14 protein-coding genes are annotated in these 18,868 nt (G+C 52.3%); 1 reads left to right on the forward strand and 13 read right to left on the reverse strand.

Annotated features, from left to right (window positions below; all coding sequences use genetic code 11):
• Nucleotides 1–20 precede the first annotated feature (20 nt).
• The 5 genes from MKX70_RS26420 to MKX70_RS26440 all read right to left on the reverse strand — a co-directional run bounded on the left by MKX70_RS26420 (nt 21) and on the right by MKX70_RS26440 (nt 6,053).
• Nucleotides 21–728: a response regulator transcription factor gene (locus MKX70_RS26420; protein WP_042235267.1), complete on the reverse strand. Its 708-nt coding sequence runs from the start codon at nt 726–728 to the stop codon at nt 21–23.
• The gene (locus MKX70_RS26425) at nt 703–2,469 is read right to left on the reverse strand and encodes a sensor histidine kinase (RefSeq protein ID WP_340787891.1); all 1,767 of its coding nucleotides are present in this window, start codon (nt 2,467–2,469) and stop codon (nt 703–705) included. The genes MKX70_RS26420 and MKX70_RS26425 overlap by 26 nt, the downstream gene beginning before the upstream one ends.
• Before the next feature lie 96 nt (nt 2,470–2,565).
• Nucleotides 2,566–4,137, reverse strand: coding sequence for an extracellular solute-binding protein (locus MKX70_RS26430; RefSeq protein ID WP_340841180.1), 1,572 nt, complete (start codon nt 4,135–4,137; stop codon nt 2,566–2,568).
• Nucleotides 4,138–4,170: 33 nt separating this feature from the next.
• Nucleotides 4,171–5,052 (reverse strand): carbohydrate ABC transporter permease, encoded by an 882-nt coding sequence (locus tag MKX70_RS26435; protein WP_340787897.1) that lies wholly within the window; start codon nt 5,050–5,052, stop codon nt 4,171–4,173.
• A gap of 17 nt (nt 5,053–5,069) precedes the next feature.
• A complete protein-coding gene (locus tag MKX70_RS26440) occupies nt 5,070–6,053 on the reverse strand; it encodes an ABC transporter permease (protein ID WP_340841181.1) in 984 nt (327 codons plus the stop codon).
• A 211-nt stretch (nt 6,054–6,264) separates the two neighbouring features.
• Between MKX70_RS26440 and MKX70_RS26445 the strand changes: the two genes are divergently transcribed.
• Entirely contained in the window at nt 6,265–7,101 is an 837-nt protein-coding gene (locus tag MKX70_RS26445) for a helix-turn-helix domain-containing protein (protein WP_042235259.1), read from the forward strand.
• Nucleotides 7,102–7,410: 309 nt separating this feature from the next.
• Here the strand turns inward: MKX70_RS26445 and MKX70_RS26450 are convergent, their stop codons facing one another.
• The 8 genes from MKX70_RS26450 to MKX70_RS26485 form a co-directional block, all read right to left on the reverse strand.
• The gene (locus MKX70_RS26450; protein ID WP_340841182.1) at nt 7,411–8,049 is read right to left on the reverse strand and encodes a hypothetical protein; all 639 of its coding nucleotides are present in this window, start codon (nt 8,047–8,049) and stop codon (nt 7,411–7,413) included.
• A gap of 555 nt (nt 8,050–8,604) precedes the next feature.
• Nucleotides 8,605–9,696 (reverse strand): endo-1,4-beta-xylanase, encoded by a 1,092-nt coding sequence (locus MKX70_RS26455; protein WP_231637845.1) that lies wholly within the window; start codon nt 9,694–9,696, stop codon nt 8,605–8,607.
• A 251-nt stretch (nt 9,697–9,947) separates the two neighbouring features.
• The gene (locus MKX70_RS26460; protein ID WP_340841183.1) at nt 9,948–11,993 is read right to left on the reverse strand and encodes a beta-xylosidase family glycoside hydrolase; all 2,046 of its coding nucleotides are present in this window, start codon (nt 11,991–11,993) and stop codon (nt 9,948–9,950) included.
• A 29-nt stretch (nt 11,994–12,022) separates the two neighbouring features.
• Complete coding sequence (locus tag MKX70_RS26465) at nt 12,023–13,930, reverse strand: carbohydrate-binding protein (RefSeq protein ID WP_445323682.1); 1,908 nt, start codon at nt 13,928–13,930, stop codon at nt 12,023–12,025.
• A 240-nt stretch (nt 13,931–14,170) separates the two neighbouring features.
• The gene (locus MKX70_RS26470; protein ID WP_231637844.1) at nt 14,171–15,211 is read right to left on the reverse strand and encodes an ABC transporter substrate-binding protein; all 1,041 of its coding nucleotides are present in this window, start codon (nt 15,209–15,211) and stop codon (nt 14,171–14,173) included.
• A gap of 88 nt (nt 15,212–15,299) precedes the next feature.
• Complete coding sequence (gene yjfF / locus MKX70_RS26475; protein WP_340841184.1) at nt 15,300–16,268, reverse strand: galactofuranose ABC transporter, permease protein YjfF; 969 nt, start codon at nt 16,266–16,268, stop codon at nt 15,300–15,302.
• Entirely contained in the window at nt 16,258–17,298 is a 1,041-nt protein-coding gene (locus MKX70_RS26480) for an ABC transporter permease (RefSeq protein WP_042235247.1), read from the reverse strand. The genes yjfF and MKX70_RS26480 overlap by 11 nt, the downstream gene beginning before the upstream one ends.
• A 7-nt stretch (nt 17,299–17,305) precedes the next feature.
• Complete coding sequence (locus MKX70_RS26485) at nt 17,306–18,829, reverse strand: sugar ABC transporter ATP-binding protein (protein WP_231637843.1); 1,524 nt, start codon at nt 18,827–18,829, stop codon at nt 17,306–17,308.
• Between the last annotated feature and the right edge of the window lie 39 nt (nt 18,830–18,868).

Below are 18,868 nucleotides of genomic sequence, written 5' to 3' on the forward strand. Positions count from 1 at the left end.
CGCCCCTCCGGGCTAAGGCTTCAATGTGCCTCCCGGTAGGCACCCGGTGTGCTGCCGGTATATTTCTTGAATACTTTATTGAAGTAATGCTTATTCTCATACCCGACCCGGCGGCCGATCTCGCCCACTGGCAGATTGCGGTGGGCACTAAGCAGCTTTTGCGCTTCTTTGATCCGGGTGGCATTCAGATAATTCACAAATGTATCGCCGGTCACCTTTTTGAAGAGGTTGCTGATGTAATTGGGATGAAGCTTCATCAGGTCAGCCAGATGATCAAGAGAGAGGTCGTTCATATAATTCAATTGGGTATACGCAAGAATCTGTTTGGCATGAGGGGGACAGTCCGTGTTGTCTAGGGATGGGAGATCCCTGTTTAATTGCTTCAGCAGATTTGCCATCTCCCCCTTGTCCACCGGCTTCAGCAGGTAGTCAATCACTCCGTATCGGAGTGCCCTGCGAGCGTATTCAAAATCATCATATCCCGTGAGAATAATAAAGCGCTCACATAAACCGTTTTCCTTGGCCTCCTCCATCATTTCAAACCCGTTTTTCTCCGGCATATGCAGATCGGTTACCGTAACATCCGGCATGTATTCCTTCATGATCCCAAGAGCCTCGAAGGCGTCGCCGGCCTCCCGGATTTCGGTTCCGACCGGCGCGGCTGCGCCAATCACCTTGACCAGTCCTCCAAGGATGATCGGCTCATCGTCTACTATTAAGATTCGCATGCTCGCTCGCTGCCCCTTTCGCTATGATAATAGTCAAGCAGGTACCCTTGCCCTCCTCACTCTCCAGAACCAGCCGTGAAGCTCCGCCATAGAACGATTTAATCCGCTCGCTGACGTTATACAGCCCCACGCCTCCTTCCGCCTCCTCCCGGGGCTCCACATCCTCTCCATTGGATAACCGGCTATGGAGCTGCAGCAACCGGTCTTCAGGAATACCTATGCCGCTGTCCGACACACTTATCCTGATCACGTCCTCCGTCTCGGCGGCCTGAATCCGGATATGGACAGGCCGGAGCGTCACGGAGGCTCCATGGATGATGCTATTCTCGACCAGCGGCTGGAGGATGAACCTTGGACAGCTCATTTGCTCGTCAGCCACAGCGATATCGACCTCATAGGTCAGTCTCTTCTGCAGCCGCATTTTATGAATATTGAGGTAGAAGACCACGGTCTCGATCTCTTTGGAGAGGACCGTATGATCCTCTTGGGCGGACAGGCTGTACCGCATAAGTTTGCCGAACCAGTACGAGATTTCAGCCACTTCCTGGTCATTGTTGGATTCCGCCAGCATCCGGATGGTCTCCAGCGTGTTATAGAGGAAATGCGGTTTGATCTGGGCCTGAAGGACTTTGTAAGCGGCTTCCTTATTGCGCAGCTCCGCCCGGTGGACATTGTTGATCAGCTCATCCATACGCAGGAGCATGGAATTATAAGTCTCCGTCAGGAAACTGATCTCATCCTTGCGGCCCGGCTTATCTTCCTTGCTGATCGACTGCTTCAGGTTATCATCATTTAAGTTGCGCATATGCCGGGCGAGCCGGAGGACGCGCTTGGTAATCGTCGAAGCCAGGGTGTAATAAGCAAAAGACAATAACGTCAGAAGAACGGCGAGCGTCGTAATCATCACGATCTCCTGGCTCCTGATCGAACGGAACACCTCGGATACCTTGCCGATCACGGCGACCCGGACACCCAGCTCCTGAATAAACAGCTGGTTGACGATGACCTCACGGTTGATGAAATACGTCTGCGACTCTCCCGATGCCATTCTTGCCCAGGTTGCAGGATCAACCGCCGAGGGGATGCCTTCCCTCTCCGGCAGCTCCCCCTCCGGCGGCAGAAGCATGGCGGTCCAATCCCCTCCGCCTGTCGCCCGGTAGAATTTGCGGATCAGCTCACTGCCGACCCGCAGCTCCAGCAGTCCGACAATCTCGGTAAAGTCATGATTATATATGTTCTGATAGAACACCAGCGGGGGTGCTTCGACCTTGGAGTCGGGGAGTATCCATTTGCCCTGTCCCGGCCGCAGCATACGGGTAGCCCCGGCACCCTGTTCATCCAGCGCCGATAGTTCGAGCAGCCGGTCAGTAATGGGCAGCACGCCCTGCTTGGTTATATAGATTCTGAACGTGTCGATCTCCGGACTGATATTAAGCGATTGCAGAATCACCGGATTGATATAACGGTTATAGGCATATATGCTCTCTGAGTCCGTCTCATAGCTGCCGTCCAGATAGTCAGTGACATACGGGTTGTACTGGAGCATCCGCTGGGTGGAATCGATCCGGGCCAGATCCGCCTTCATATTGGAATAGGCCTGCTCCAGTATCTTCTGACGGCTCTCCACAAACTGTCTGCTTACACTGTCATAGAGCTTGCTGTAATAATAATAGCCGAAGGTAACGACCGGTATAAAAATCAGCAGGATATATCCTAATATCATTTTGCGCACAATGCTCACGGCAGCCTGTCCCCCCGGTGCCCGACTTCTTTTTTCTTATCCTACCATGAACATGTAAAACCCGGTAGAGACAAGTCTCTACCGGTAGGAAGCCGCTTACTTAAATAAATCCTTCTTCTTCTGATAGGTTGTATTCGCCCAGTCGGTGAGCTTCTGCAGCCCTATGTTCTCTGCATTCTTCAGCATATTCTCATAGGCTGCCACTGCCGCCTCCTCCGATTCTGCCAGATAGATCTTGACCTTCTCATTCTTGACCATCTCGTCAATCTTCGTCTTGATGGTCTTCTCCTGTGAATCCGGCTGGGTCTGAATCAGCCCGATCTCCGGCTTATAGACTCTGACGGACTTCAGATCCATCAGCGCCTGCGTCTTCTGCAGCTCAGGAACATAAGACAGCATGCCCTCGGTAACCCCATCGTTATAGAGATACCACCACTTAATCCCGTTGCTGTTCACAAAATCGGCATCGGATGGATTATATTTGAAGTCGGGGTGGCCCTCTTCATTCCAGGTCCAGTGTACCCCTTCGACTCCGAACATCGTCAGCTTCTTACCCTCGTCGCTGGCCAGATACTGGATGAATTTGATGGAGGCCTCCGGGTCCCTATTCTTCTTGGTGATGAAGGTTCCGGAGAAGCCGAGTCCTGAGCTGACTACCTTGGCATCCTTCGACAATACGCTTGGCAGCATCTTGAAGGAGAAGTCCCCCTGATTGCTCTTGATCTTGATGTTATCGGTATCTGCGGTGGATACGGTATGGCTATGGGCGAAGGCTTTGCCGCCCGTAGCATATTGATCATCAATCTGGTCATTAGCCAGTGCGAAATTCTCAGCCAGGATATAGCCATTGCGGTACAGGCTATTCATGAACTTGAAAAATTCCAGCATCTTGGGCTGCCTGATCGCATATTCCACCTTGCCGTCCTGTTCATACCAGCCGTCGAGCAGGGTCTCCGTACCGAACTGGGCCAGGAAATACTGTTCAATCCAGTCCTTATCCATGATCAGCGGGACCATCTCGGGATATTTCTCCTTGACCATGCCCAGCACCTTGACGAAATCATCCAGGGTCTTGATCGGCGGATTCCCCAGCTCCTTCAGAATATCCTCCCGTACCGCGATGCCCGGGTTGCCGTCGCTGCCTAACGAATATTTACTATTCTTCATCTCCTCCTGGGTCGCAAAGGAATTCCGCACGGTATAGAACTTGCCGTCATCCATGGTATGGATGGCAATCCGGGTCTTGTCAATCTTGAAATCCGGCGCATATTTCTCAATCAGCTCATTCCAGGAATAGGACAGCTTCGAGTCTGATAACCGGTCTATATTGGAAGAGGTGAACACCAGGTCCGGCAGGTCACCGGAGGCAATCATCAGCGGAAGCTGCTTATCATCGGTAGCGACTGTAACCTTGAGCTTCACTCCCGTCTTCTCGGTAATCATATCGGCGACCGGGCCCTTCCATTCCGTAACCGGGTACCACGACGCATCAATGAACAGGCTCAATTCCTTCACTTCCGCAGGTTTGGCCGGAGAATTCCCGCCTGCTGCTGCGTCCGGACTGCCGGACGGGGCGACCTGAGCGGCATTTCCTCCGCTGCCGCAGGCGGATAATACGGCAATTGCCAGCGCGGCTGCAACCATTTTGAAGCTTCTGCTTTTGTTCAAGCTAATCCCTCCATGATTGAAATTATGAATTGTCTAACCTTTTACCGAACCCAGCATGATGCCATGTACGAAATACTTCTGCAGGAACGGGTACACACAGATAATGGGAACAATGGACACCACCATTGAAGTGACCTGTAAGGAGAAGCTGGTGACACCCGCCGAGACACTGTTGGCTACCGCCAGCGAATCCATAGGAGAATTGCTCTTGTTGATGACCTCCATCATGCGGAAGGCCAGCGTACGCAGCTCCTCGGACTGGACGAAATAAGCTGAATCCAGCCAGGAATTCCATTGCCCAACCCCCATGAACAAGGCCATGGTCGCCAGCACCGGCGTTGAGACCGGCAGGATGATGCGGAAGAATATCGTAAGCTCACCGGCACCGTCTATATGCGCAGACTCTTTTAGCTCAGCAGGAATCTCGCGGAAGAATGAGATCGCAATGAGCAGGAAGAACGTGCTGAGCATGGACGGGACAATGTATACCGCAAAGGAATTCAGCAAGCCTAGTGAACGCAGGACTACATAATAAGGGATCAGTCCGCCGGAGAAGTACATGGCGAATACGATCACTGTGAAATAGACCTTGCTGAATAACAGATCACGATGGGACAGGCCGTAAGCGACAATGCTGGTGAGCAGCAGTCCAAGCAAAGTACCGGAAACCGTCCGCAGTACGGAGACCAGGAACGCCTTCACCCACTTGGGATCATCCATGAACACCCGGTAATTCTCCAGGGTAAAGTTCCGGGGCCACAAATACACACCGCCCAGCAGCGAGTCCGAGCCTTTATTAAAGGAAGCAATTAACACATAATAGAACGGATACAGCATCGTGAGCATAATAACGAACAATACCCCATAGATCACGCTGTCAAAAACAAAATCCTTCTGCCGCTGACTCTTCAGCACAGCCTTTCCTCCTCTCTCTAAAAAAGACTTGAGCCTGACACCCGTTTGGCAATATAGTTACTGGAGAATATCAGCGCTACCGAAATCACGGATTGGATTAAATCTATCGCCGCTGCGTAGGAGAACCGCCCGTCGCTTAACCCCACCCTGAATGCGTAGGTCTGGACAATCTCAGAGGTTGGATTATTGATACTGTTGCCGAACAGGTAGGCCTGCTCGAAGTTGGAACCCACCAGTCCGCCACCGAGAATACTTCCGATGGTCAGCACCAGTACAACAACGATGGTCCCCTTCATCCCCGGCAGGGTGATATAACGGATACGAGCCAGCCTTCCGGCACCGTCAATCTCCGCAGCTTCATAGAGGGAAGGACTGATCCCCGATATCGCCGCCAGAAAAATAATCGTCCACCAGCCCATCTCCTTCCACACCGCACTCCCTACCGCCAGCCCCCAAAAGTAATTCGGACTGGTCAGGAAGGCCAGCGGCTCATCCGTGAAGCCCATCGCCATCAGCGCCTTATTGACCACACCGACATCGGCGGACAGGAAGGCATAGGATACGCCAACCACGACGACCCAGGAGATAAAATGCGGCAGATAGCTGATCGTCTGCACCAACCGCTTGAAGGCCATGTGCTTCACTTCATTCAGCATAATCGCCAGCAGAATCGGTGCCGGGAAGGCGAAGATGACCTTCAGCAGACTGAGGACCAGCGTGTTGCGGACCAGCTTGCCGAATTGATAGTCATGTACGAATTCATCGAAATACTTCAGGCCGACCCAGTCGCTCGTGAAGATCCCTTTGATCCCGCTGGAGATGCTGTAATCCTTGAAGGCCATCAGAATACCAAACATTGGCGTATACGCGAAGATCAGCAGATAGATCATGCCAAGCCCGACGAACAAATGCAGGATCTTCTGTTTTTTGAAACGCTTCCATAAAAACAACCGCCGGCTTCCGCCAGTCCCGGGACTCCTAACCTGTGTTTGCAATTCCATATTCGCTCCTCCCTTGTACCTTCAGTTTACCTTCAAGCCCAGGGACGGCGTAAGCCAACATTCTTAAGAAAGCGTTGTCATTTTTACATGCGGTTACGGAAAGGTGCGGTTGTCGATTTGAAGTGCGGTCCCGATTCAAGCGATCTATCTTTATTCGTCAGATTGCTATACCCTAGTAGTATCATACTGTTAAAGGATACGGGTGCTGACTATGAATGCTAAGGAATATGGACTCAGCGAGGGACCGATGGTGAAGGGGAACGGGTATAAGCCTCCAAATCTGCACAGATGGGGACCAGGTGTCCGTGATGTCTATGCCCTGCATTATATCGTAAGCGGCAGGGGGTATTTGAAGACAAGCCAGGCGGTTTATCCTCTGGAGGCCGGAGACAGCTTCATTATTTTCCCGCAGATGGAGGTGTATTATTATCCTGATCCGCAGGACCCGTGGGCGTATTGCTGGATTGAATGTGGTGGTGCGGAGGCCTTGCGGTTATTGGAGATGATTCATATGTCACCGGATCACCCCGTTGCAGCGGCTGCTCCGCAGGACCTCAAGCCCCTGTTCGACAGAGTCGAGGCGAATGCACTGGAGCCGTATGAACGGGAGCGGTCGGATGCCGGACTTCGTCTGTTGCTAACCTATTACATGGAGTATTATCCAAGCGAACAGGCCTCCCTCAAGAAAGACTATGTAGGTTCAGCCAAGGCATATATGGAGAGGAACTTTTGGAAGTCTTCCTTGTCGGTTCTGGATGTCGTGGATTATGTCACAATCGAGCGCAGCTACTTGTTCCGGCTGTTCAAGAAGGAGACCGGCACCTCCATCTCAGGTTATCTGACCGCCTTCCGGATTCAGCGGGCCTGCGAGCTGCTGGGCGAGTCCCGGTTATCTGTTAAATCACTGGCTTATTCGGTCGGCTACCACGACCCGCTGTATTTCTCTAAGATCTTCAAGAAGGTTACTTCTTACACGCCGTCACAGTACAGGAAGGTGTATAGGGAGGGGATTGTACCCCTTCCTCCGGCGGATGGGGGTGGGGGGTGAGATTGGCGGATGCCTTGGTGGGCGCGGGGAAACTTACCTGTGCGGGTGAGCGATGTTGGTGCTGGTGCTAAGTTTTTCGCTTACATTTGGCCCACGCGCCCACGCAGCGTCCAATGTGTTCGGTTTTTCGCTTACATTTGGCCCACGCGCCCACGCAGCGTCCAATGTGTTCGGTTTTTCGCTTATATTTGGCCCACGCGCCCACGCTAGCGTCCAATGTGTTCGGTTTTTCGCTTACATTTGGCCTACGCGCCCACGCAGCGTCCAATGTGTTCGGTTTTTCGCTTACATTCCGGGTTGTACTATTCTTCAGACCAAATCCGGGCTTTGAATGGTACCTATATACTCGTAGTATGTAACTCGTGGAGATACCCCTCTCGCTACAGGGCGAAATTTCCCCTTATCCACCAGCATACGGCTGTATTTAATAACTGTCGTATTATGTAGCTCAAGTTCTCTCGCGGCATCACCCGGACGGAGGACACGGTGGTTACGGATGGCTAACCGCATCAGATCTCGTTCAATTCGAGAATAGGATTTGTCTTTTCTTTTATTAGCAGTTCCGGCCGACAAATAAGGAGCCAGAACGTTCCGCATTGTGGAGAGAACAAAAGGCGGATTGTCTTTCATCTCATCCAGCGAGATATAGAGAACCATGTAGTCCTGTGATTGCAGGAAGAGACCGCGATTCAAGTCCATCCGGTATTTGCTCCGGTCCGTGCCATGCGATCCATAATCCATAATCTCAAATGCAATACGCGAGGAACCGACCTTCCACAGTAAATCAATAAAATACGATCTCCCACGCCAGTCCTTAACTTCATATTCCGGATGGAGTCCCTGAAAATATCCAACAAGCGGCCACCACACATATTCCACGAATAAGCGGTTACCGTAGCTATGCCCCCGCTTTAGCGCATCAAGCCGCTCCCCCTTTCTTCGTTTCAAATGATTGCTTAATCAATGGTCATGTTCTTCTGTAAATCCCACTCCAATTCCCCCGCTTTGCAATAAAATTAATCTCTAAACGCACAAAACCCCGCCGCCTTCTTAAAGAGAAGGGAGCGGGGCATTCTTTGCCACGTTTACTGTATCTTTTACTAGTGTGCCACTTTTGGTCAGCGAACGCAAGATGAAGATCACAAAAGACCTTATGGTCCAGCTACACAAGTACAATGTGTTCGGTTTTCCGCTTACATTCCGCTCGAACGACTCCGCACTCCCCAATGTGTTCGGTTTTTCGATTACATTCCGCTCGTACGCCTCCGCACTGCCCAATGTGTTCGGTTTTTCGCTTACATTCCGCTCGCACGCCTCCGCACTCCCCAATGTGTTCGGTTTTTCGCTTACATTCCGCTCGAACGCCTCCGCACTCCCCATCTCACAAAAAAAAGGCTGCTCCCGGCGCGTCTTACCGCGCATGGGGAGCAGCCATATTCACGCATCAGAAACAGCCTTGTTCACACTTTGACAACAGCCCTTATGCTGAAGGCCTGCTTCAGCTTACTCAGCCGGAACGGGTTCCAGCACTGGTTGGAGATCCAGTTGAAGCTCTGGCTCGACCACACTGTCCGTACTGTCCACACTGTCCGTACTCTCCGTAATTTCCTGAGCGTCTGTCGATTCCATAAGAGCCGATGAACCGCCCAGGTATTGCTTCAGCCATTTCAATGCAGGGCGCTCTGTGCCGTTGGAATTCACCAGATGGGTGTTGGCTGCCCAGGTCTGATTCTGGATGTAGCCCCAGAGGGTTACGCCTTTTACCGAAGGATGATTCCAGAGCACCGGGAACTTCTCTTTGTATCTGTTAAGCTGTGTGTTGTCGTCGCCGGTGATATCCAGCTCAGAGACGTAGATAGGCAGGCCTGTCGCGGCCAATTTGCCCAGCACGGTATTCATCGTAGAGACGCTAACTGTATCCATATTGAAATGATGGCACTGAATGCCGATTCCGTCGATCAGTCCTCTGGACTTCAGGTGATTGATAATGGTCACATACTTATCCGTCAAGCTGGGGTCACCGATAATGCCATATTCATTGATGAGCAGCTTGGAATTCGGGAACGCCGCTCGTGCTTGCTGGAAGGACCAGATGACCCAATCCCAGCCGGTGCTTCCGTCACCGCCGATGGCATTGCGGTACGAAGGCTTGGCATGCAGCGGTTCATTGACGACATCCACAAAGGCTGACTTTGCGGAATAACGCTGGCCTGCCTGAGTAATGAATGAGCTGATCTCCGCCTTTTGCTCCGCTGCCGATAAGCCTGCAACCCAGTTAGGCTCCTGGCTTCCCCACACTAGGGTATGGAACTTGAACGGGATGTTCTTGCTAATCGCATAGTTATAGATCATATCCGCATTGCCCCAGTTCATATTATTGCGGTTGCCTTCGACCGCTCCCCATTTGGTGCCATTCTCAGGGGTGACCTGATTCCAGTAGGTGGTGAAGTTCCCGGGAGCACTGCCTGCAATGATATTTCCCAGGAACTTAGGTCCATTGGTAAGTGCTGCGCTGGCGTTGCCTGCCATGACAGAGGTGAGCAGGACACTGGCTAAAGCCAGCCCGCCTACTAGCTTTTTGATGCTGTTCTTCAATTGAATACATCTCCTTTGGATGATTATATAAGACGCACTTAAGTTTTGAACTTGAAGCTTCATCGTCACTACGGTGAACATTTGGACTTCCGGCCGCTGTTGTCTCCAGATTTCTTGATTTAAACCGCTGTTCGTAGGTGAAATCCGGTGACAAAGGCGGTCGCTACCGCTCCTACAGTTCCAAATTTCCCCTCCGCTTCTTTTGCTTTTTGTTTATTTCTTTAGTGCTTCTTATTTAGATTCAAATGCAGCTATTCCAGACGTAAATAATCAAAATCCGCATAACCGCCCGCAGCCTTCGTTGCATAATTGAACAGTGCAAACCGGTAGCCCATGAAGTGGGGCATTGTATAGGACATCTGCAGCGTATTGCCTGCCGACGTCCAGTTGCTGCCGTCAAGGCTGTAGTAGAAATAGGCCTTGTCTGTCTGGTTGGTGTAATCACAGACCACCTTCAGATAGACTCTGTTCTGGCTGAGCGGCACGTTTGCCACTTCAGTCATCGATCCGGAGCCGGCATTAACCATTACAATGGACTTGGAATTGCCGGACCTTTTCACACCCACGAAGCCGTATTTAGCCTGGAATGCAGCCAGACCTGCGTAATCCCCGTCCTTCATACCGCTGGTCTCCAGGGCGGTGACGCCCGTGCTTTTCGGTCCGAACGTCCGCTGGGTCAGCGTGTTTCGGGCATCCAGAATATTTGTGCTTACCTTGCCGGTGGTTAACCGCATGAAGCCGGGACGCTGTGTCAGGGACCACTTGGTGTTGTCGGGATTATGGTTCCACTGCCATACCTTGGCAAGCCCCGCTTCTGACGAAGCTGTAGCTGCGAACGACACATCGTCTACATAAAAGTTCATCAGGTCATTGGCGGCATCCGGCGCAGAATTGTAAGGGGTTTCAACAAAAATAAAGGTCTGGGACAGATCGGCACCGGCGGGAAGTGTATAGGTTCCCTGGATGGTGCCCCACTCTCCCCGGGTCAATGTGGCAGAGCCCAGAACCGTAATACCGGTATAGCTTGGCCCATTCTGGATATCCAGGTTAAAGGACTTGGTAGCCGGGCCTGTCGTGTATTTAACCTTTGCCGAGAACATATAGACTGTGCCAGCGGTCACCTTCCCGGTGAGATCCTGCTTCAGTCCTGTACCCGTCTGTTGTCTCCCGCTGACCAGTACGCTGCTCGAACCGCTATAACGTTCTGCAGCAGTAACGGCCACCGCTGCCGTATTGTTATTCATCCACGGGCTGATGTCTGCCGCTTCAAAGCCGCCATTCACAATTAGCTCCGCAGAGGCGGAAGCCGCTGAGAACTCATCGGACGCGTACACCTTCTTCACAGGATAGCCTTCAGCAGGCATATTCAGCGTGCGCGGCGCTTTGCCCCCGCTTCCGAAGACCGGCCAGTTGCCGGACCAGGATACCGGAACCAGATACGGCATCCGTCCAACCGCTCCGCTGTCCCTGAAGAGCATGGCATACCAGGAGCCGGATGGCGTGTCCACGATTCCGCCCTGGGCAATGCCGGAGTCGTTAAGTGATACCTGACCCGTATAGCCACCGGTTAAGCTGGTGGAGCGGTAAGTCAATTGTGTGCGTCCGCTTCCCGAAGGCCAGCAGATCAGAAAGACATAATAATAGCCGTTGATCTTCTGGATATGCGCACCTTCCGCCTTCACAATGAAGCTTGAACCGGCAATATTGCTGGAGCCGGGGATAATAACCTGGTTGATTCCTCCTGACTTGATAGCTTTGGCGTCCGCCGTCAGCTCAATCAGGCTGATATTATCGACACCGTATACCAGGAACACCCGGCCGTTATCGAACAGCAGCGACGCGTCATGATAATAGCTGCCCAGCACAGATGAGGTCCATGGACCATTTTCAATATCCGCCGTCTGATAGATATAGGTTTTGCCGGTAGAATTGGACCCAAAGCTCACATAGTAGATACCGTTATTGTATCTGAGGCTGCTTGCCCAGGAACCCTTGCCGTACTCATTCTGTCCGTTGTTCAGATTCTGTGCATCGCCATTTGCATAGGTATCGTAGACGTAGTTCACGATCTCCCAGTTCACCAGATCATAGGACTTCATGATGGGAACGCCGGGGTTCATGTGCATGGTGGTGCTGGTCATATAATATACGCCTCCTACCCTAATTACATCATTGTCCGGGGCATCGGCATAGATGAACGGATTGGTAAATGTTGCAGCGGCAACCGTCGAAGGATTGAACAGTATGCCTAGCAAGAGCGAAATTGCCAGCAAAAACAGCCCCGTTTTTTTGACCATAGTGCCTGACCTCCTGCCTGCTTGTACGATCATTGGCTCCATTCAATATAGTCCACAAGCACATCCCAGGTTCCATCGTCCGTGGTTACGACCAGCTTGACCTCCTGATTGCCGGTGCCGTGTGCCACATTGGACAGGGTCTGTACGGAAGGTGTAGTCCCGCTGAAGCTGAAGGAGCCGACAGTCACCCCGCCGATCTGCAGATCAACTTTGGCCGTAGCAGAGTTGCTGGAAGCACCCCGGACTGAGACATTATGAGTACCAAAAGCAAAATACTGATTGAACGCAGCCGCGTCATCATTCCCGTATAACGCCACTCCGCTGAACGGGGTAGTGATCTTACCTGCATACGTGCCGCTTAAGCTCATGTCTTCTGCTTCAACCTTACTTCTGGAAGGAGTCGTGGTGCCCCCCTCAGAGAACTGCCAGTAATCCAGATTGAACAGGTTGCCGGAGCCTGATCCGGTGAATACCAGGTAGAGTCTGTGAACTCCTGTCGCATTGGTGACTGAGGTTTCTACCTCCTGCCAGGCTTGCGCTCCTCCTGTAGAAGGGACATTAAGCGTGCCCACTAGCGGTCCGGTTGCGCTGTCCAGCCGGAGTTCGATTTTGCCGCCTGTGGTAGAAGCCACGTTAGCCTTGAAGCTGGTAGCACCGGAACCGAAATCGGCATTGCCGACGGCAACCCAGTCTCCATTGTTAATGCTGGTCACATTCATATTGCTTACAGGGCCGCCCGCAGCCTGAGTAGCTTCAGTAGCAATGCCTGCATTCCAACCGATGGTCTCGGCTTCGACTCTGGTGAACGGATTCAGATTGGCAATCTGGGCAATACCCGCCAGATCTCCCTGAACCTCCTGAATGGTCCCGTTTGCATTATGGACAAGCTTGTTGATATGCGGAGAGCGGTAGCCTTTGCCGTCCCCGAGTACAGCCTTCGCCACGGTCTGGGCATGATACACTACATACCACTGGTTATTGAAGTTAAATACCGCATGGTGGTTGTTGCCGCCTACACCGAAGAAGGTATAAGGATTCTTCAGAAAATGTCCGGTATACGTAAATGGTCCCATCGGACTGTTGCTCACCATGTACCCGATTTCACCTGCCGGATAGGCAGCCGGGTGTGTGCCGGAGAAATTGAAGCAATACGAGTAATAATATTTGCCGCCGTATTTGTGAATTCCCGAATCCTCGAACATATAGGGAGCGTCAATTGTGGATGCGCTGCCAACAATGCTCGTCATATCCGCACCCAGTCTCAGCACACGAGCTGTGCGGGGATTGGCTACAGATGCCGGGTCCGAAGTGTTGGGGATTCCCCCGCCGGCATACAGATATCCGCTGCCGTCATCGTCCACCAGGACAGCCGGATCAAACAGCCAGGTCACGCCGGACATGCCGGGAGTAGACCCTGTCACCAGCGCTTTGCCCAGCGGATCCGACCAGGGGCCAATCGGAGAATTGGCTGTTAACACGCCGATGCCTGATGCACCGTTTGCAAAATACAGGAAAAATTTATCCTGGCCGTTAATTTTTTTCACCGCCGCCGAAGGCGCCCAGGAGAGAGAGGCCCATTTGGCAATGCCGGCGCTGCCGTTGACATTATTGGCTCCGGCCACCGGAATGGCGCCGTGATCTGTCCAGTTCACCATATCCGCCGAGGAGATGACATTGATTTTATTCAAGGCGCTGAAATCATTGTCCTTCACGGTTCCGTTGCTGTTATAAACGTAGGCATCGCTGGACATATAGACATAGACTCTTCCGTTATACGTCAGGGCGAAAGGATCGGCACCCAGCTTGTGATCCATCAGGGGATTGGAATTCCCCGGCTGCTTGGCCGTGGCATTATTTGCAGCAGACACAGACATCATGGGCAGACCGTTCAGGAATAAGACAAGGGTTATTGCAATGACCAAGAGTTTTTTAAACATCGGCATACCTCCATTAAGATTAATTTGTAACCCCTTTCAATCGGCTGCCGCAAAATAACGGTCGCCAGCAGCTCCTCCCTTCTAGGATTCTTTAGATGATTCTACTAATATTTGTTATTCGAGATCATCTTAAACTAATTTCCAGTTTGGAACAATGTAGTTTTTTGTTTGAAAAGTTGAATTTTTTTGGCGTTTTATCTGCATAAAAAAAAGCCGGAGCAAAAGCGCCTGGCTGATTCTTCAATATTTGCGGTTGTCTATCTCCCTACCCGCCAGTTCTTGCGTGTAAATGTCCTCCGGCGTTATCATTCGCTTGGGCAGCGTCCGGCCAGCCATAATCTCATTGACTGCCTGCATCAGCAGGGGGCCCAGCATCGGATTACATTCGACAACAGCATTAATGCTTCCCGCCGCCATCTGTTCAAATGCCCGCCGTGTGCCGTCCACTGAAACTATTATTATATCGGTGCCCGGTACAATACCGGCCTCTTTCATAGCCTCCACAGCACCAATAGCCATATCATCATTATGGGCAAAGAGCACCTGGGGCCACTTCTCCTTCGGTTGCTGCAAAAAAGTCCTCATTACCTCACGTCCGCCGCTTTGTGTGAAATCTGCCGGTGCAGTCATTGTAATCCGGAGGTTCTGCTTGTCCCCGAGCATCTTCCGGAACCCGCGCCCACGGTCAATCGACGGCGTTGAACCTACGGTACCCTGCAATTCTGCGATATGGATGGCTTCACTATGATGGCGCATCTTATCTATCACATATTTGGCTGCCTTTACCCCTTCTTCATAAAAGTCAGAACCGATAAAAGTGACATAGAGCGAGCTGTTCTTCACGTTGACTGAACGGTCCACAATAATAACCGGAATCCCTGCCTGCCTGATTTCCAGAAGAATCGGTTCCCAGCCGGTCTGAACCACAGGAGCAATCGCTATGACATCAACATCGCTCCGGATAAAGGCACGAATGGCATCGAACTGTTGCTGCTGATCTTGTTCTGCGTTCTTCAGGACAAGGGTGATCCCCGCCTCCCCGGCGGCTTCACGGATCGAAGCGGTATTCGCCTCCCGCCAGGTACTCTCCGATCCAAGCTGGGAGAAGCCCAGCACAATCGGCTTGACCATGGCTCTATCTGCCGGCGGCAGCAAGCCGGTATTCACTGCAGGAGAATGATGAGGCATCATCAATACCTGCGTATTGTTGCCTCCGCCGCCTGAGCAGCCGCCCAGCAGTAGTAACAGTAGGAGAACCAGGCACCCCTTAGCCGTTCTCAACAGGACCCCTCCTTCATATGATAGCGATTACAATTATATAGCAAAAACATGGGGAGACAAGAATTATTTGTCTCCCCAACCAGTCTTCTTATTCTTTTAGAGTCAACCGCCTTGTGCTCAACACCCGTTGCAGGAGGATAAAAATGAACAGCAGCAGGCCAATGACAATTTTGGTCCACCAAGAGCTGAGTGTGCCCTCGAAGCTGATAATGGTCTGAATCACACCTTGGATGAGTACACCGAAGAAGGTCCCCAGCACATAGCCTACACCGCCAGTCAGCAGTGTTCCGCCAATGACAACAGCCGCGATGGTATCCAGCTCAAAGCCAACAGCATGAAGCCCATAACCCGACAGCATATAAAAGGTGAAGACCACCCCTGCAAGCGCCGAGCATAATCCGCTAAGCGTATAGACAAGCACCTTGGTTCTTGCAACCGGAAGCCCCATCAGCAGAGCCGATTGCTCATTGCCCCCAAGCGCATACACGTTGCGGCCAAACCGGGTGTAATGGGCGGTGAAGATCGCCACAGCAACGGCAACAAGAGCAATAACGGCACTGATCGAGAGAAAGCTGCCGCCCGGCAGCGGGATTCTCGTCTGGGCAATGGCTGTGTAGAAGGAATTATCAATGGTAATGGTATCAATGCTGATTACATAACATAAGCCCCGGGCCAGGAACATTCCTGCCAGCGTTACAATGAACGGCTGGATTGTGAAATAATGAATGATCGCTCCCATAATGGTGCCAAACAACGCACCCATCAGAAGCACCAGCGGAATAACAACTGCCGGCGGCCACCCCTGCTGCTGCACCAGGCTTGCGGATACCATGGTCGATAAGGCAATGATAGAGCCGACCGAGAGATCTATGCCGCCTGACAGGATGACAAAGGACATGCCAACGGCCGTGATCAGCAGAAAGGCATTGTCGATGAGCAGATTCATCAGCACCTGCAGGGAGAAGAATCCGGTATACCGGAAGGAACCGGCGGCGAACATGACGAGGAACAGCACAATGGTGACCACAATCGGAATAAACTTGCGGTTAAGAGACATGACGGGTCACTTCCTTCTCTGCGGGATAATGCCGCGACTTCCAGCGGGCGGCCATAGCGGCCCGGAAGGTATCCGATTGAATCAGGCAGACCGCCAGCACGACACAAGCTTTGACGACCAGTGTGATTTCCGGCGGGACGCCGATCATATAGATGGTTGTGGTCAGCGTCTGGATAATCAGCGCACCGATTACGGTACCCGTAAGATAAAAACGTCCGCCGTTCAATGACGTCCCCCCGATGACTACCGCCAGAATAGCGTCGAGCTCATACCAGAGTCCGGCGTTATTGCCGTCGGCGCTGGAAACATTCGAGCTGAGCAATAGTCCGGCAATGCCGGCGCATAAACCGCAGAATACGTACACCGACAGAATAACCCAACGGGCGCGGATACCGGACATGGAGCTGGCGGCCGGATTGCAGCCCACCGATTCTATAAACAGGCCCAGAGCGGTCTTACGGGTAAGCAGCACGGCAATGACCAGGATTAGGGCTACTACAAATATTGAAAATGGCAGCGCAGCAAATGAGCCGGACCCGATATAGGCATACTTCGAGCTGGTTACCGTAATTATCTGTCCGCCTGTAACCAGCTGGGCGATCCCCCGCCCCGCTACCATCAGAATCAGCGTGGCTATAATCGGCTGAATTCCGGCCCCGGAGACGAGCAGACCGTTCCATACGCCAAGCATGAGCGACAAACCTGCTGCCAGCAGCACCGAGGTCAGGATCAGACCCAGGGCATTCTGGTCTGAAGCTTTGCTGATGCTCAGGCAGGCAATGGCGCCGGATATAGCGACAATGGAGCCGACAGACAGGTCGATGCCTTTGGTTGCCACTACCAGTGTCATCCCGATGGCCACCAGGATAAGCGGTGCTCCGAAGTTAAGAATATCAATCAGGCTTCCGTATAAATGTCCGTCATGGACGGTAATTGAGAAGAAGTCCGGCGAATAGCACAGGTTGAACAGCAGCAGTACAGCCAGAACACACAGCGGCCAGAATAAATGATGTTTTACCAGTTGGCTCATGATCGTGTCAGCCTCCCGCAATCGCCTGCATAATTTGCTGCTGGCTCATGTCCTTATCCGAAATTTCCTTCACTTTGCGGCGGTCGCGCAAGATGGCGATCCGGTCGCTGACCCGCAGCACTTCCTCCAGCTCGGAGGAGATGAACAGGAATGACATACCCTGCCGTGAGAGCGTCAGCACCAGCTTTTGAATTTCTGCCTTGGCTCCAATGTCAATGCCCCGTGTCGGCTCATCGAGAATAAACAACTCAGGCTCCGTCAGCAGCCACCGTGCCAGCAGAACCTTCTGCTGATTTCCGCCGCTTAAATTCTTGATCAGCAGGTCGGGATTTGGAGGATTGATATTCAGCATGCGGATATATTCTTCAGCCATCTCCTCCTGCCGCCTGCGTGAAATGGTCTTGAACATGCCGTACTTGGCCTGCAGTGCAAGGATAATATTCTCTCTTACCGACAGATCGCCGATAATCCCCTCTGTCTTGCGGTTCTCCGAACAGAAGGCGATCCGCCGTCCAATGGCTTCCCGTGGCGAATGTACCCCACCTCCTGATTCCGCTAGCGTCAATTGCCCGGAATCCGCTTTGTCGGCACCGAAGAACAGCCGGGCTGCCTCTGTCCGCCCAGATCCGAGAAGTCCTGCCAGCCCTACTACCTCACCCTTGCGGATCGACAGATCGAACGGCTCAATTCCGCCTTTGCGGCCCAGCCCTTCAGCTTTGATCAGCTCATCCCCCAAGGCATCCTTGTATTCTGCTGCCAGACCCGGCAGCTCTTCCAGCAAATTAAGATCCTTACCGATCATTTTTAAGACCAGATCCAGCCGGGATAGCTCCTTAACCCTATATTCACCGACAAGCTCACCACCCCGCAGGATGGTTACCCGGTCGCAGATTTCGTACATCTGATCCAAAAAATGCGTGACAAACAATATCGACAAACCATCCTTTTGCAGCTTCCTCATAATACGGAACAGCTGCTCCACTTCATTCTGATCCAGACTTGAGGTCGGTTCGTCCAGAATCAGTACCTTGGCTGAAATATTCAGCGCTCTGGCGATTGCGATGAGCTGCTGAACCGCTACAGAATACATATGCAAGGGAAGGGTAACGTCAATCTGCAGATTCATCCGTTCCCGAAGCAGCTCCGCAGCGCGCAGATTCATTTCCTTCCATAGAATGCATCCGAATCTTCGCGGCTCTCTGCCAATGAAGATGTTCTCGGCTACTGTCAGATTGGGGCACAGATTGACCTCCTGATAAACCGTGCTGATTCCCGCAGCCTGCGACTCCAGCGGGCTGTGCAGGGAAATGCGCGCACCCTCCATTTCTACCCTGCCCTCATCGATGGAATAGACACCGGTCAACACTTTGATCAGCGTTGACTTGCCTGCACCATTCTCCCCCATCAAGGCATGAACCTCACCAGGGAACAGGCGGAGGTTCACATTAGTTAACGCTATTACACCCGGAAACCTTTTATGAATCCCGGTCATTTGCAGTATGGGCAGCTGCGTGCTCATGGTTGTATCCACTCCTCATTCTCCATAGAAACGCCAAGGCGGTTGTCGGCC

Source organism: Paenibacillus sp. FSL R7-0312, from assembly GCF_038004445.1.
Lineage (GTDB): Bacteria > Bacillota > Bacilli > Paenibacillales > Paenibacillaceae > Paenibacillus_AQ.